The following is a 13,026-nucleotide window of genomic DNA, read 5'->3' on the forward strand; positions in this document are numbered from 1 at the left end:
CGAATCCGCGGCTACCGCGCCGCCTGCATCGCCTCGAACTGCTCCACCGGCATGGGCCGCGCAAACGCAAAGCCCTGCAGCACGTCGCAACCGGCGTCCACCAGGTAGTCGGCCTGCTCGCGCGTTTCCACGCCTTCGGCCGTGACGGCCAGGCCCAGGCCGTGGGAGAGGGCGATGATGGCGTTGACGATCATCCGGCTGTGTTCCTGCCCCGGCAGGTCGCGGATGAAGCTGCGGTCGATCTTCAGGCGCTTCATCGGCAGGCGCCGCAGGTAGGCCAGGGAGGAATAACCGGTGCCGAAGTCGTCGATGGCCAGGTGCACGCCCAACTGGCTCAGGCGGTGCAGGGTGCTGGCGCAGGCATCCATGTTCTCCATGAGCACGGTCTCGGTCAGCTCGATTTCCAGCAGGTGGGCCGGCAGGCCTTCCTCGCGCAGGATGTCCATCACGCGCTCCAGAAACTGCGGGTCGATGAGCTGCCGCGCCGAGACGTTGACCGCCACGCGCAGCGGGCCAGGGGCCTGGGCCTGCCAACGCGCGGCGTCCCGGCAGGCGGTGCGCACCACCCAGTAGCCCAGGTGCACGATCAGGCCGCATTCCTCCGCCACCATCACCGCCTCCAGCGGCGGAACCGCGCCCAGCCGCGGGTGCGACCAGCGCAGCAGGGCTTCGGCCCCGATCATCGCGCGGTCCTTGGCCGAGAACACCGGCTGGTAGTGCAGGGCCAGGCCGTCCCCGTCTTCCAGCACCTGGCGCAGGGCCTGCTCGATGGCCTGGCGCCGCACCGATGCCAGGTTCATCGACGGGTCGAAGCGCTCGCAGCGGTTCTTGCCCAGGTCCTTGGCGCGGTACATGGCTGTATCGGCGCTGCTGATCAGGCTGTCGCGGTCCGGCGCGTCCCCCGGGTAGGTGGCGATGCCGGCGCTGCAGGTCACCATCACCTCCTGCTCCGACTCGACGAATCCTTTCTCGAACACGGCGACAATGCGCTCGCCGTAGTTGCCGAGCGCCGCCTCGTCCATGTCCAGCCGCAGGATGACGGAGAACTCGTCGCCCCCCATGCGGCAGATGTCATCGCCTTCGCGCACCACCGATTGCAGGCGCTGCGCCACCTGGCGCAGCAGGCCGTCGCCGGCGGCATGGCCGAAGGTGTCGTTCAGGGTCTTGAAATTGTCCAGGTCGATGTAGACCAGTGCCAGCTTGCTGCCCAGCGTAGCGGCCCGGTCGATTTCATGCGCCAGCCGCTCGTTGAAATAGTGCCGGTTGCCCACGCCCGTCACCGCATCCTGGTGCGCCAGCACCTGCAGGCGGCGTTCCGCCTCGCCGACCTCCGCGCGGCTGCGCAGTACCAGCGCGGTGGCCAGTGCCATCGTCCCCCCGGCGATGAGCAGCGCGCCGCCGAAGCGGATGACCAGGTGGGTGTAGACCTCGGCCATCGACTTGCGCAGGTAGATGCTGCCCGAGCTCTTGCCCCGGAACTTCACGGGCTTGGCCATCTCCAGAAGGTACAGGCCCTGGTACTCGAAATCCCCGTTGCCGCCGCCCGGGAGCGTGCTCGGCGCCACCTGGTCGCCATCGCGCTGGTACGAGGCGAAAAGCACGCCCTGGGCATCGTAGATGGCCGCCATCAGCACCATGGGCGAGGCCTTGAGGGCGCCCAGGATCTCCTCGGTCGTGTGCGCATCGCGGAACATCACGGCCGTGGAGACATTGTCGGCAACGATGGCGGCCTCCACCCGGCTATCGGCCAGCATGGCCTGGCGGCTGCTCCAGTAGTCAAACGCCGTCAGGGCCAGAAGCATGGTCAGCAGCGCCAGGCCGGTGGCGAGCAGCCCGGTCGCCACCACGCGCGACGACAGCTGCGGCGAGTCGGCGGTGGCGGGGTGGTCGCGGTTCATCGCGCCCCCCGGGACAGGCGCAGCAGGCGCGAGCTGACCGACAGGCCGGCCTTGCCGATGGCGTCGGCGTTGATGTCGAAGACGATGCGGTCGCCCTCGCGGTGCAGGACGATCATGATCTCTGGCGGGGCGGCGGCCGGGTCGTCGGTGATGGTCAGCACGGCTGTCCTGCCGGGCAGGGCGCGCAAGGCACGCAGGGCGCGGTCGGTGTCGGCGCCGCTGAGGACCAGCACACGGCAGTCGTTGAGCTCATTGGCCTCCCACAACCGGATGCGGATGGGGTTGTCCTTGCGCGCGGGCCTGCCCTCCAGCGCCAGCAGGTTGCGCTTCAGGGGGCTGAAGGGGGATACGCAGATGGTCCAGTCGGCGCCGGCACGGCCATCGCCCTGGGGCCATTCGACAAACTGGATGAAGTTGAAGACATAGGCCGCCTTCAGCTCGTTTTCGCCCACCCGCTCCTGCGCACCGGCCCCCTGGCCGCACGCGAGTGCGCACAACCCCACCAGCAGGGCTTGGTACAGGCGGTGCAGGTGTGGCATGGCCTAGAACGCATGGGTGAGCTTGAGGCGCAGGGTCCTGCCGTCCTGCACGATCGAGTCCCCCCGGATCTCGAAGGATGCAGGGTCGGCATAGCGCCGGTCCAGCAGGTTGTAGATCCCGAAGGACACCTCCGTTCCCGCCAGCCGCGTGGTGTAGCTCAGGTTGGCCACCGCATGGGCCGGCAGGCGCGATGCCAGGGTGCTGCGCGCGCCGATGGCGATGGCCTCCAGCCCCAGGCGCCCCCGTGCCCAGGGGGCGGCGTCGGCATTGCCGATGGCGGTGGACCACTGCGCCTTCAAGAGGTGCCGGGGCGAATTGGCCAGGGTCTGCCGCGTCAGGGTATCGCGCGCCCGCTGCCAGCTGTAGGCCAGGCGCAGCCGGGCATCGGGGCCCAGGCGCTGCTCGACCTCCGTCTCCACCCCGTACACGCCGACGCTGTTGCCGGCGTTGCTGAACATGAGGCGGTCCGGCTGCGGCGCATCGCCAATGGCCAGCAGATGCGAGACACGCGACTGGAATACCGTGACCAGCGCGCGGGTGGCTCCCGCGGGGGCATGCTCCAGTACCAGCTCGGTGGTGCGGATGCGCTCGGAGCGCAGGCTGTCCGTGCCCACCACCCCGCCGGGGGTCTCGACCCGGTAGTCGCGCTCATAGGCGTTGGGCGGCCGGTAGGCCGTTCCATACAGCAGCTTGACGGCCGTGGCCGGCCCCACCAAGTACACCAGGCCCAGGCGCGGGTGCAGGCTGCCCCGGCTGTCCGAGTGCTTGCCCCAGCGCAGCCCGGCATGCAGCACCAGGTCGGGGCGCAGGGCCACCTCGTCCTGCAGGTAGAAGCCCATGACGTCGCCGCTGCTGCTTGTGTCGAGGTAGTGTGCTTCGGGCGCGAGGTCCAGGTTGCGCTGGGTGATGTCCAGGTCGCGCCGGTAGTCCATGCCCCAGGAGATCTTGTGCCGCTGGAACGCGGTGCTCACCCATTGCAGTTCCGAGCCCACCCAGCGGCCGCGGCCGATGTCGCGGTTGGCTGTGATGGGCGGGTAGTCGTAGACATAGTCGCCCGCATACCGATACTGGCCGCCATGGAGCCTTGCCGTGAAATGCAGGGTGGGGTTCCACTGCCCGGCGTATTCTGCCGCGAGGCGGGTGCTGGAATCGATCACGCGCGAGCGCGGGTCGTTGAACACCTGCGAAAACGCCGCCGTGGGCAGGCCCTTCTGGCGCTCGCCGTGCGACAGGGACAGCGTGACGCCCCCGCGCTGGAACTTGGCAAAGAAACTGGTGCTGCGGTCATAGTCCAGACCCTGTGCGATGCCGTGGTTCTGACTGGGCGTATCGTAGGCCGGAAAGTACAGGTCCTCGCCCCGTTGGGGTGGAGCGCGTTGCGGACACCAGCCAGTCGCCGCCATATCCGTCCACCGTGCCGAGCGAAAAGCGCAGCCGGGCGTGGCCGTGGCTGCCCAGTTCGGTGCCGAGCTGCGCGCCCTTCATCTGCCGGCCTTCACGCGTGATGATGTTGACCACGCCGAAAAAGGCATTCGCGCCATAGACGGCCGCGCTCGGGCCGGGCACGAACTCCACGCGTTCGATCAGGTCGATGTCGATGGGGAAGTCCGTGCCCACCGGCGCTTGGTCGTACAGGTTGTCATTGAAGCGCACCCCGTCGACCAGCAACAGCACGCGGGTGTTGTAGTCCCCCGGCGTGGAAAAGCCGCGCATGCCCAGGTAGTGGTAGGACCGGTCGTAAGACACATACAGCCCGCGCATGCTGGCCAGGATCTCGGCCAGGTTGCGGTAGCCGAAGGTGCGGATGTCCTCCGCAGTAACCACGCTCACCGCGGCGGGGGCCTCCAGCGCGCTTTGCAGGTAGCGGCTCGCGGTGCGAACCTCCATCTGCATCAACTGCTCCAGCGGCAGCTGGGCGACATCGGCCTCGGCCCGGGCGCCGGGCACCAGACAGACGGCCATGCAGATCCCGAGGGCAAGCCGACTGCTTTGTGCACATGGGGTTGTTGTTGTCATGGCGTCCCTGACGTGGGCCTGTCCGGTCATCGCTGTAAGCGATGCCCGGCCGCGGTAACAAGTGCTTTCATCCTACTCTTCTGGCGGCTGCGAGGGACTGGGTTTACCTTAGTTGATGATTGTGGGCGACCAGGCACCCGCTGCATAAATATACGCAATGCGTTTCATGAATTTGCTCATTGCGTATAATTCAGGGCCATGAACAGCCAGCAAGACTTCCTGCGCGACGCAATGCGCCGCCTCAACCTGACGCGCGATGCGTTTTCCGACCGGCTGGGCGTGCGCCGCCGGGCCTTGGACACCTGGCTGCTGCCGGCCGATTCAGGCGAGGCTCGCAGCATGCCGGACATGGTGGAGAAGTTCGTCTCGGAGATCCTGCTCACGCATGCCGCGCAAAGCACTGGCGCAGAGCGGGGCAGGGCGCCCGCCGCCCAGCCGCTGGCGCAGCGCATCGCGGCCGAGGGCCGGCCGCACCTGCTCTCGGTGGCGCAGTTCGACCGGGGCAGCCTGGAAGAACTGTTCCAGGTCGCCGACCTGATGCAGCCCATCGCCCGGCGCCAGAAGGTCTCGCGTGTGCTCGAAGGGGCCGTGCTGGGCAGCCTGTTCTTCGAGGCCAGCACGCGCACCCGGGTGAGCTTTGGCGCGGCGTTCTGCCGCCTGGGCGGCACGGTGTGCGACACGACGGGATTCACCTTCTCGTCCATGGCCAAGGGCGAGTCGATCTACGACACCAGCCGCGTGATGGCCGGCTATGTGGATGCGCTGGTGGTGCGCCACCCCGAGCAGGGGGCCGTGGCCGAGTTCGCGCGTGCCACCAACATCCCCGTGATCAACGCCGGCGACGGGCCGGGCGAGCACCCGAGCCAGGCCATCCTGGACCTTTACACCATCCAGCGCGAGTTCTCGCGCCTGGGCAAGCTGGTTGACGGCACGCATGTGGCGATGGTCGGCGACCTCAAGTACGGCCGCACGGTGCACTCCCTCATCCGGCTGTTGGCGCTGTACAAAGGGCTCAAGTTCAGCCTGGTGGCTCCGCCGTCGCTGGAGATGCCGCCCTACCTGCTGGAGCTGGTGGCGCGCAACGGCCATGTGATCGAGCAGACTTCGTCGCTTCAGGAAGGGCTGCGCGGCGCCGACGTGGTGTACGCCACGCGCATCCAGAAGGAGCGCTTCGTGGGCGAGGCCATCGAGGGCTACACGCCCGAGTTCCAGATCCGCAAGTCGCTGGTGGACGAGCTGTGCAAGAGCGACACCATCCTCATGCACCCGCTGCCGCGCGATGGGCGCCCGGGCGCCAACGACCTCAGCACCGACCTGAACCACGACCCGCGCCTGGCCATCTTCCGCCAGACGGACAACGGCATCCCCGTGCGCATGGCGCTGTTCGCGGTGCTGATGGGGGTCGAGAACCAGGTAGCGCGCTCCATGCGCGATGCCGGCTGGCGCTCGCCCTCGCACATCGGGCCGGACGATGCCGTGTTTGATGGACTGGACTGAGGGAAAACCCTTGTAGGCACTACACTCGCTGCCTTCCCCCGCGCCGCTGCTTCCCTCGTGAACTCCCCCGTCTTCGCCTCCCTGATCCCCGTCGTCCTGTTCATCGCCATTGGCTTCCTGTCGGGCAACCGGGGCTGGATACGGGCGGGCTCGGTCAAGGACCTCTCTAACCTGGTGTTCATGGTGCTGACCCCGGCGCTGCTATTCCGAACCATGGGTTCAGTGCACCTGGGCGATGTGGACTTCGCGCCCATCGCCGCGTACTTCGCGGCGGCGGGGCTGGTATTCGGCGGCACCATGCTGCTGCAGGGCTTCACCAGCCTGGCGGCGGCGCGGGCGCTGGCCAACATGTTCAGCAACACGGTGATGATCGGTGTGCCGCTGGTGGGCCTGGTGTTCGGTGAGGCCGGTCTGGTCACGCTGTTCACCCTGATCTCGCTGCACGCGCTGATTTTGCTCACCGCCGCCACCGTGGTGTTCGAGCTGGCGGCGGCACGCGAGCGCGCCGGCACCCCGGGGCATGAAGGCCGGTCCATGCTGCGCACGGTGCTCATGGCCGTGCGCAACGGCATCATCCACCCGATTCCTTTGCCCATCATCGCGGGCCTGCTGTATGCGCAGACGGGCCTGCCGATCCCGCTGGTCATCGACAAGCCCCTGGAGCTGCTGGGCCAGGCCCTGGGGCCGCTGGCGCTGCTGCTGGTGGGCGTGACGCTGGCCTTCACCAAGGTGGGCACCCATTTCCGCGCGGCCATGCGCATCGCGCTGGTCAAGTGCCTGGTGCACCCCATCGCCATGGCGGCGGTGGGCTGGGCCATGGGCCTGTCGGGCATGCCGCTGGCCGTGATGGTGGTGGCGGCCTCGCTGCCGGTGGGGGCCAATGTGTTCCTGTTCTCGCAGCGCTACGAGGTGGCGCAGGACGAGGTGACGGCCAGTGTGGCCGTATCCACCGCTCTGGCTCTGATCACCATGCCGGTGGTGATCATTTTGGTGACCAGGTACCTGGTCTGAATTCAGGGCGCAAGCCGCTCTCGCACCCAGTCCGCGCCGTCGAGGCGGTAGCGCAGCCGGTCGTGCAGGCGGCTCTTGCGGCCCTGCCAGAACTCCCACTGCTCGGGCTTCAGTCGGTAGCCGCCCCAGTGCGGCGGGCGCGGGGGGCTCAGCAAAAACTGGGCGCCGTACTTGGCCGCGTTGGCCACCAGCACACTGCGGCCAGAGATGACCTGGCTTTGCGGGCTGGCCCAGGCGCCGATGCGTGAATCGAGCGGGCGGCTGGCAAAGTAGGCGTCGCTTTCTTCGTCGCTGACCTTTTCCACCACGCCCTCGATGCGCACCACGCGTTCCAGCTCCACCCAATGGAACTGCAGGGCCGCAAACGGGTTGCCTGCGATCTGGCGGCCCTTGCGGCTCTCGTAATTGGTGAACCAGACAATGCCGCGTTCGTCATAGCCCTTGATCAGCACGATGCGCGTGCTGGGCCGCAGGTCCCCGCCCACGGTGGCCAGGGTCATGGCGTTGGGCTCGGGCACCTGGGCGGAAATGGCTTCCTTGAGCCATTGATCAAACTGCTGCAGGGGTGCAGCATGCGAGGCTTCTTCGTTGAGTTCGGCGCGTTCGTAGCTCTTGCGCAGATCGGCGATGGAGGTGGTCATGTCCACGATTGTGCACCCGCACAAACCGCCCTTGGGGAGGCCTGTTGTTGCCGAATAAAAATTCGCTTATATTGGAATGGCGATGAAACCCAAAGACGATGAAAAGCAGCGCGCGATTGCGCAGGCCACCTTCGACCTGGTGGGCCAGACCGGGCTGAGCGGCCTGACCATGGCCCAGATTGCGCGCGCCGCGGGCATCGCCACGAGCACGCTGTATGTGTACTACCCGTCCAAGGACGAACTCATCAGCCAGCTCTACCAGGACGCCAAGACCGTGACCGCCGCCCGCATCATGGAAGGCGTGGTGCCCAGCCTGCCGTACCGCGCGCGCGTGCGCCGCATCTGGGAAAACCTGCTGCGCCACCGGCTCGACCAGCATGCCGAAGTGGTGTTCCAGGAGCAGTACTACAACTCGCCCTGGTTCACCGAGGGCAACCGCGAGTTCTCCACGCGCCTGATGGCCGGCTTCTACGCCCTGATGCAGGAGGGCCAGCAGCAGGAGATATTGAAAGCCGTGCCGGTGCCCTTGCTCACGGCCAGCCTGATCGGATCGGTGCGCGAAACCGCCACCCTGGTGCGCACGGGCGTGCTGCCCGACGACGAAGCCCTGCACCAGATGGCCTTCACGCTGTGCTGGGACGCCCTCAAAGCATGAGCCAGCGATTTGCGCTTTGATCGAATAAACATTCTCTTAAAAATGCCGCCGCACGACCTGACCCTGTACCTGCTGCGCCCCGATCACAGGCGATGGCGCCGCTGACATGTCGCCGCTTTACCGTTCTACCCGTTTCCCCCAAAAAACATCCCCCACGGAGAACCCACGATGCCCACCTTGAATATCAATGGCAAAGACACGGCCGTCGACGCCGACGAATCCACCCCCATCCTCTGGGCCCTGCGCGACACGCTGGGCATGACCGGCACCAAGTTCGGCTGCGGCCAGGCTTTGTGCGGGGCATGCACGGTGCACCTGAACGGTGCGCCGATCCGCTCGTGCGTCACGCCGATCTCGGCGGCGGCAGGCCAGAAGATCACCACCATCGAGGCCATTGCCGCCAGCGACAAGGTCGGCAAGGCCGTGCACGCCGCCTGGGTCAAGCACGACGTGGCGCAGTGCGGCTACTGCCAGAGCGGCCAGATCATGAGCGCCACGGCCCTGCTCAAGGGCAAGAAGAAGCCCAGCGATGCCGACATCGACACTGCCATGGCCGGCAACATCTGCCGCTGTGGCACCTATGTGCGCATCCGCGCGGCCATCCACGACGCTGCACGCAGCCTGGCCTGAGAGGAGAACACACCATGCACTTCGACACCCAGGCCGTTCAGGCCCACATGCCCCGCCACCTGCGCGCGCTGATGGAGGCGACGCCATGCGATTCCGCCGGAGCCGCACTGAATGAAGGCCTCGCACGCCGCAGCTTCCTCAAGGTCACGGCCGCCACCGGATTTGCGCTGGGCGCGTTTCCGCTGGCCGCCGTCGCCCAGGGCACGGCTGCACCGGCCGCGGGCCTCAAGCCCTTCCAGCAGCCCTCGGCCTTCGTGCGCATCGAGCCCGATGGCACGGTCACCGTCACCATCAACCGGCTCGATTTCGGCCAGGGCGTGCAGACCGGCCTGCCCATGATCCTGGCCGAGGAGCTCGATGCCGACTGGTCCAAGGTGCGCAGCACCCATGGCGATGCCAACATGGCCTACGCCGATCCGAACATGGGCATGCACCTCACGGGCGGCTCCAACTCCATCAAGAACTCCTACACCCAGTACCGCGAGCTCGGGGCCCGCACCCGCGCCATGCTGGTCTCGGCCGCCGCCGCGCAGTGGGGTGTGGATGCCTCGACCCTGCGCACGCAAAGCGGCTTTGTCGTGGGCCCTGGCGGCAAGAAGCTGGGCTATGGCGAGCTGGCCGAAGCGGCCATGAAGCTGCCCGTGCCCGAGAAGGTCACGCTGAAGGATCCCAAGCAGTTCCGCCTGATCGGCAAGCCCACGGGGCGGATCGACGCCAAGGCCAAGTCCAGCGGCCTGCAGGACTACGGCATCGATGTGCGCCTGCCCGGCATGCTGACCGCCGTGGTGGCGCGCCCGCCGGTGTTTGGTGCCAAGCTCCAGTCGCTCGACGACTCGGCCGCCAAGGCCATCAAGGGCGTGAAGGCCGTGCTGCGCGTGCCCACCGACCGGGGCGGCGAGGGCGTGGCCGTGGTGGCTGACGGCTACTGGACCGCCAAGCAGGGGCGCGATGCGCTCAAGGTGGGGTGGGACACTGCCGCAGTCGAGAAAGCCGACACCACGCAGATGCTGGCCAGTTACCGTGAGCTGGCAGCCAAGCCGGGCATGGTCGCCCGGCAGGCCGACATGGCGCCGCTGGCGGCGGCGCCGCACAAGATCAGTGCCGAGTTCGTCTTTCCCTACCTGGCCCATGCGCCCATGGAGCCGCTGAACTGCACCGTGCTGCTCAATGCCGACAAGGCCGAGCTGTGGATGGGCACGCAGATGCCGGGCATGGACGCCGTGGCCGCAGCCAAGACCCTGGGCCTGCAGCCGCAGAACGTCAAGGTGCACACGCAGATGGCCGGGGGCGGCTTTGGCCGCCGCGGCGTGCCCACGGCCGACTATGTGGTCGAGGCCTGCAGCGTGGCCAAGGCCGCGCTGGCCGCGGGCCTGGCCGTGCCGGTGCGCACCCTGTGGAGCCGCGAGGACGACATCAAGGGCGGCTACTACCGCCCGATGCACGTGCACCGCGCCGAGATCGGCTTCGACGCCCAGGGCAACATCCTGGCCTGGGACCACACCATCGTGGGCCAGTCCATCGTCAAGGGCTCGCCGTTCGAGGGCTTCATGGTCAAGAACGGCATCGACGCCACGGCCACCGAAGGCATGAAGGAGCCCTATGATGTGCCCATGAAGCTCTCGGTGCACCACCCGGATGTCAACGTGCCCGTGTTGTGGTGGCGCAGCGTGGGGTCCACCCACACCGCCTATGCCATGGAAACGCTGGTCGACGAGGTGGCCCGCACCACCAAGCAAGACCCGGTGGCCTACCGCATGCGCCTGATGGGCGACAAGCACCCGCGCCACAAGGCCGCGCTGCAGCTGGCCGTGGCCCAGTCGGGCTATGGCAAGAAGAAGCTGCCCGCCGGCCGCGCCTGGGGCGTGGCGGTGCACGAATCCTTCGAATCGGTGGTGGCCTATGTGGTCGAGGCCTCGGTCAAGGACGGCGCGCCCAAGCTGCACCGCATCACCGCCGGGGTGCACTGCAACCTGGCGGTCAACCCGAAGAGCGTGGAGGCCCAGGTGCAGGGCGGGGCGCTGATGGGCCTGTCGATGTGCCTGCCCGGCGGCGCCATCACGCTCAAGGACGGCATGGTGGAGCAGAGCAACTTCGGCGACTTCGCCGTGCCGCGCATCACCGACATGCCCCAGGTGGCCGTGCACATCGTGCCCAGCGCCGACCCACCCAAGGGCATGGGCGAGCCCGGCCTGCCGCCGCTGGCGCCGGCGTTTGCCAATGCCATCGCGCAGCTCACCGGCAAGACGCCGCGCGAGTTGCCCTTCAAGCTGGCGTGATGCTTGACGTTCCCGACCCGCTGCCGTCCCCCGTGGTGCTGGTCCTGGCCTCGGGCCGGGGCGAGCGCTTCGCGGCGTCGGGTGGGGGCGTGCACAAGCTGAGTGCCTTGCTCAACGGCGTGCCGGTGCTGGAGCACACGCTGGCCGCGGTGCGCGACAGCGGCCTGCCCTGGCATCTGGAAGACGCGGGCCACCCGGGCATGGGGGATTCCATCGCGGCCGCAGTGCGGGCCACGGCCACGGCGCCCGGCTGGCTGGTGCTGCCCGGGGACCTGCCCCTGGTGCGGCCGGAAACCCTGCGCGGCATGGTGGGCGCGCTGTACGGGTGTGCGGTGGCCGTGCCAGTGCACCGTGGTGAGCGCGGCCACCCGGTGGCGTTTTCTGCGCTGTGCCTGCCGGGCCTGCTGGCCCTGGCAGGGGAGCAGGGCGCCGCCAGCGTGGTGCGCGAGCAGGCGGCGCAAGGCAGGTTGCGGCTGGTGGAGGTGGATGACGAAGGCACGGTGACCGATGTGGACACCGTGCAGGACCTGGCCCGGGCCGAGCGGATCCTGGCCGGCCGGTTGCCTACTTCGCCGTGATCACCGCGCACGCCAGGCGCGGGCCGGCATTGCCGGTGGGCTGGGTGGTGTAGTCGTCCGGGTCGCGGTGCACGATCAGGCCCTTGCCGACGATGTCGTTGGCGGTGCTGCCCACGCGGATGGAACGCGACTCGAAGTTGATCTTGGCCACGCCGCCGGCGTCGGCCTTCAGGCTGGGCAGGTCGCCCGTGTGGTGCTCGGCGCCGCCGTGGCTGCCATGCGGCTTGCCGCCGGGGTTGAAGTGGCCGCCCGTGCTCATGCCGTCGCCGCTGGAGCAGTCGCCTTTTTCATGGATGTGGAAGCCATGCTCGGCATTCGGCTTGAGGCCGCGCACTTCCCCCATCACCTTGACCGTCTCGCCCGTCTGGGTGAAGGTCACCATGCCGGTGGTGGTGTTGCCACGCGTGGATTCGAGCCTGGCCACGGCCGCGGGGCCGGACGACGAAAAGGCGGCGCAGCCCGCCAGGGAGGCAACGGCAACGGCCAGCGATGCAAGACGAAGATTCTTCATGGTTATTCAGGCTCCTGAAAGAAGGCAGAGAGTTTGCGCACCGCCCCGGGCTGGGGGCGGCGGAAGCTGCGAAGGGGTCTTCGCACCTTCAAGGTGCACCACTATGCCTGCTTTTTGTCGGTAAGCGAAAGTAATCGTCCCAGCGAGCGATCATGGATGCCCAGGCGGCGCAGCTCGTCGTAGGTAGCCTGCGCATAGTCGCGCGTGGTGCCGTACTTGCCGCAGGCCTGCTCGAAGATGCGGCAGTACTCATGGTCGGGCAGTTCGCCCGTGTGGTTCGGGCTTTTGCGCGACAGGGTAAAGGCCAGGGCCTGCACGGCGCCCTGCGGCGTGTGGCAGGTCAGCCAGCGCGGGTCGTACACGCCGGTCATCATCTCGCGCTGCCACAGGTTGATCAGCACCTGGCGCGCATGCGCCTTGTCCACACGGAACACCATGCCCCGGCAGCTGCCGCCCGACAGCATGCCGAACACCAGCCCCGGGCATTCGGGCGTGCCGCGGTTGATGCGGCTCCACATCTTGAGCGCGCGGTGCCAGCCATGCACGCGGGCCGCGCGGCGCTCGGCAAACTCGAAATCGGGGCGCCAGATCAGGGAGCCGTAGCCGAACACCCACAGGTCCCGGTGGCCGCCCCACTGCTGCAGGGCCCGCTCCAGCATGGGGGCGGGATCACGCAGGGGCGCGGGCAGACTGCTTGTCATGGCATCACTCTACAATGAAGAAGGTAACCAAGCATTGGTAGCCGATAACATCCACCATTGATAGAGACACAG

Annotated in this window: 13 protein-coding genes; 6 read left to right on the plus strand and 7 right to left on the minus strand. The window is 67.8% G+C overall.

Annotated elements, in window-relative coordinates:
* Positions 1–11: 11 nt before the first annotated feature.
* From AC07X5_RS09980 to AC07X5_RS09995, 4 genes are read right to left on the minus strand one after another with little or no spacing between them, the layout of a single operon-like run.
* Positions 12–1,898, minus strand: a complete 1,887-nt coding sequence (locus AC07X5_RS09980) for a putative bifunctional diguanylate cyclase/phosphodiesterase (RefSeq protein ID WP_494769989.1) — start codon at positions 1,896–1,898, stop codon at positions 12–14.
* A complete protein-coding gene (locus tag AC07X5_RS09985) occupies positions 1,895–2,437 on the minus strand; it encodes a YfiR family protein (protein WP_494769990.1) in 543 nt (180 codons plus the stop codon). The genes AC07X5_RS09980 and AC07X5_RS09985 overlap by 4 nt, the downstream gene beginning before the upstream one ends.
* A gap of 3 nt (positions 2,438–2,440) precedes the next feature.
* Positions 2,441–3,841 carry a TonB-dependent receptor plug domain-containing protein gene (locus AC07X5_RS09990; RefSeq protein WP_494769991.1) on the minus strand — a complete coding sequence of 467 codons (1,401 nt, stop codon included), beginning with the start codon at positions 3,839–3,841 and terminating at the stop codon, positions 2,441–2,443.
* Entirely contained in the window at positions 3,723–4,400 is a 678-nt protein-coding gene (locus AC07X5_RS09995; protein ID WP_494769992.1) for a TonB-dependent receptor plug domain-containing protein, read from the minus strand. Before AC07X5_RS09995 ends, AC07X5_RS09990 begins: the two co-directional genes overlap by 119 nt.
* Before the next feature lie 252 nt (positions 4,401–4,652).
* Between AC07X5_RS09995 and AC07X5_RS10000 the strand changes: the two genes are divergently transcribed.
* Together AC07X5_RS10000 and AC07X5_RS10005 are read left to right on the plus strand one after the other, a co-directional pair.
* Positions 4,653–5,951 (plus strand): aspartate carbamoyltransferase, encoded by a 1,299-nt coding sequence (locus tag AC07X5_RS10000; protein ID WP_494769993.1) that lies wholly within the window; start codon positions 4,653–4,655, stop codon positions 5,949–5,951.
* A 57-nt stretch (positions 5,952–6,008) separates the two neighbouring features.
* Positions 6,009–6,962 carry an AEC family transporter gene (locus AC07X5_RS10005; RefSeq protein ID WP_409955476.1) on the plus strand — a complete coding sequence of 318 codons (954 nt, stop codon included), beginning with the start codon at positions 6,009–6,011 and terminating at the stop codon, positions 6,960–6,962.
* A 2-nt stretch (positions 6,963–6,964) separates the two neighbouring features.
* Here the strand turns inward: AC07X5_RS10005 and pdxH are convergent, their stop codons facing one another.
* Positions 6,965–7,603: a pyridoxamine 5'-phosphate oxidase gene (gene pdxH, locus AC07X5_RS10010; RefSeq protein WP_409955478.1), complete on the minus strand. Its 639-nt coding sequence runs from the start codon at positions 7,601–7,603 to the stop codon at positions 6,965–6,967.
* An 82-nt stretch (positions 7,604–7,685) separates the two neighbouring features.
* Here pdxH and AC07X5_RS10015 point away from each other — a divergent pair, with 82 nt between their 5' ends.
* The 4 genes from AC07X5_RS10015 to AC07X5_RS10030 all read left to right on the plus strand — a co-directional run bounded on the left by AC07X5_RS10015 (position 7,686) and on the right by AC07X5_RS10030 (position 11,742).
* Complete coding sequence (locus AC07X5_RS10015) at positions 7,686–8,258, plus strand: TetR/AcrR family transcriptional regulator (protein WP_494769994.1); 573 nt, start codon at positions 7,686–7,688, stop codon at positions 8,256–8,258.
* 168 nt (positions 8,259–8,426) lie between these two features.
* Entirely contained in the window at positions 8,427–8,888 is a 462-nt protein-coding gene (locus tag AC07X5_RS10020; protein ID WP_409955482.1) for a (2Fe-2S)-binding protein, read from the plus strand.
* A 14-nt stretch (positions 8,889–8,902) separates the two neighbouring features.
* On the plus strand, positions 8,903–11,164 hold the full coding sequence (locus AC07X5_RS10025) for a xanthine dehydrogenase family protein molybdopterin-binding subunit (protein WP_494769995.1): 2,262 nt from the start codon (positions 8,903–8,905) through the stop codon (positions 11,162–11,164).
* On the plus strand, positions 11,164–11,742 hold the full coding sequence (locus AC07X5_RS10030; protein WP_409955486.1) for a nucleotidyltransferase family protein: 579 nt from the start codon (positions 11,164–11,166) through the stop codon (positions 11,740–11,742). Before AC07X5_RS10025 ends, AC07X5_RS10030 begins: the two co-directional genes overlap by 1 nt.
* Here the strand turns inward: AC07X5_RS10030 and AC07X5_RS10035 are convergent.
* Positions 11,729–12,253, minus strand: coding sequence for a superoxide dismutase family protein (locus AC07X5_RS10035; protein ID WP_409955488.1), 525 nt, complete (start codon positions 12,251–12,253; stop codon positions 11,729–11,731). The two genes, AC07X5_RS10030 and AC07X5_RS10035, sit on opposite strands and share 14 nt — an antisense overlap.
* A gap of 101 nt (positions 12,254–12,354) precedes the next feature.
* A complete protein-coding gene (locus AC07X5_RS10040; protein WP_409955489.1) occupies positions 12,355–12,954 on the minus strand; it encodes a gamma-glutamylcyclotransferase in 600 nt (199 codons plus the stop codon).
* Positions 12,955–13,026 lie beyond the last annotated feature (72 nt).

This window comes from Acidovorax sp. GW458-11-26-14-TSB4 (assembly GCF_059423865.1).

Excerpts from the sequence above, each read along its gene's own strand:
- AC07X5_RS10035 (WP_409955488.1), bottom strand. The coding sequence starts at position 12,253 with ATGAAGAATCTTCGTCTTGCATCGCTGGCCGTTGCCGTTGCCTCCCTG.
- AC07X5_RS10025 (WP_494769995.1), top strand. The coding sequence starts at position 8,903 with ATGCACTTCGACACCCAGGCCGTTCAGGCCCACATGCCCCGCCACCTG.
- AC07X5_RS09980 (WP_494769989.1), bottom strand. The coding sequence starts at position 1,898 with ATGAACCGCGACCACCCCGCCACCGCCGACTCGCCGCAGCTGTCGTCG.
- AC07X5_RS09985 (WP_494769990.1), bottom strand. The coding sequence starts at position 2,437 with ATGCCACACCTGCACCGCCTGTACCAAGCCCTGCTGGTGGGGTTGTGC.
- AC07X5_RS09990 (WP_494769991.1), bottom strand. The coding sequence starts at position 3,841 with ATGGCGGCGACTGGCTGGTGTCCGCAACGCGCTCCACCCCAACGGGGC.
- AC07X5_RS10020 (WP_409955482.1), top strand. The coding sequence starts at position 8,427 with ATGCCCACCTTGAATATCAATGGCAAAGACACGGCCGTCGACGCCGAC.
- AC07X5_RS09995 (WP_494769992.1), bottom strand. The coding sequence starts at position 4,400 with ATGGCCGTCTGTCTGGTGCCCGGCGCCCGGGCCGAGGCCGATGTCGCC.
- AC07X5_RS10015 (WP_494769994.1), top strand. The coding sequence starts at position 7,686 with ATGAAACCCAAAGACGATGAAAAGCAGCGCGCGATTGCGCAGGCCACC.
- AC07X5_RS10000 (WP_494769993.1), top strand. The coding sequence starts at position 4,653 with ATGAACAGCCAGCAAGACTTCCTGCGCGACGCAATGCGCCGCCTCAAC.
- AC07X5_RS10030 (WP_409955486.1), top strand. The coding sequence starts at position 11,164 with ATGCTTGACGTTCCCGACCCGCTGCCGTCCCCCGTGGTGCTGGTCCTG.
- pdxH (WP_409955478.1), bottom strand. The coding sequence starts at position 7,603 with ATGACCACCTCCATCGCCGATCTGCGCAAGAGCTACGAACGCGCCGAA.
- AC07X5_RS10040 (WP_409955489.1), bottom strand. The coding sequence starts at position 12,954 with ATGACAAGCAGTCTGCCCGCGCCCCTGCGTGATCCCGCCCCCATGCTG.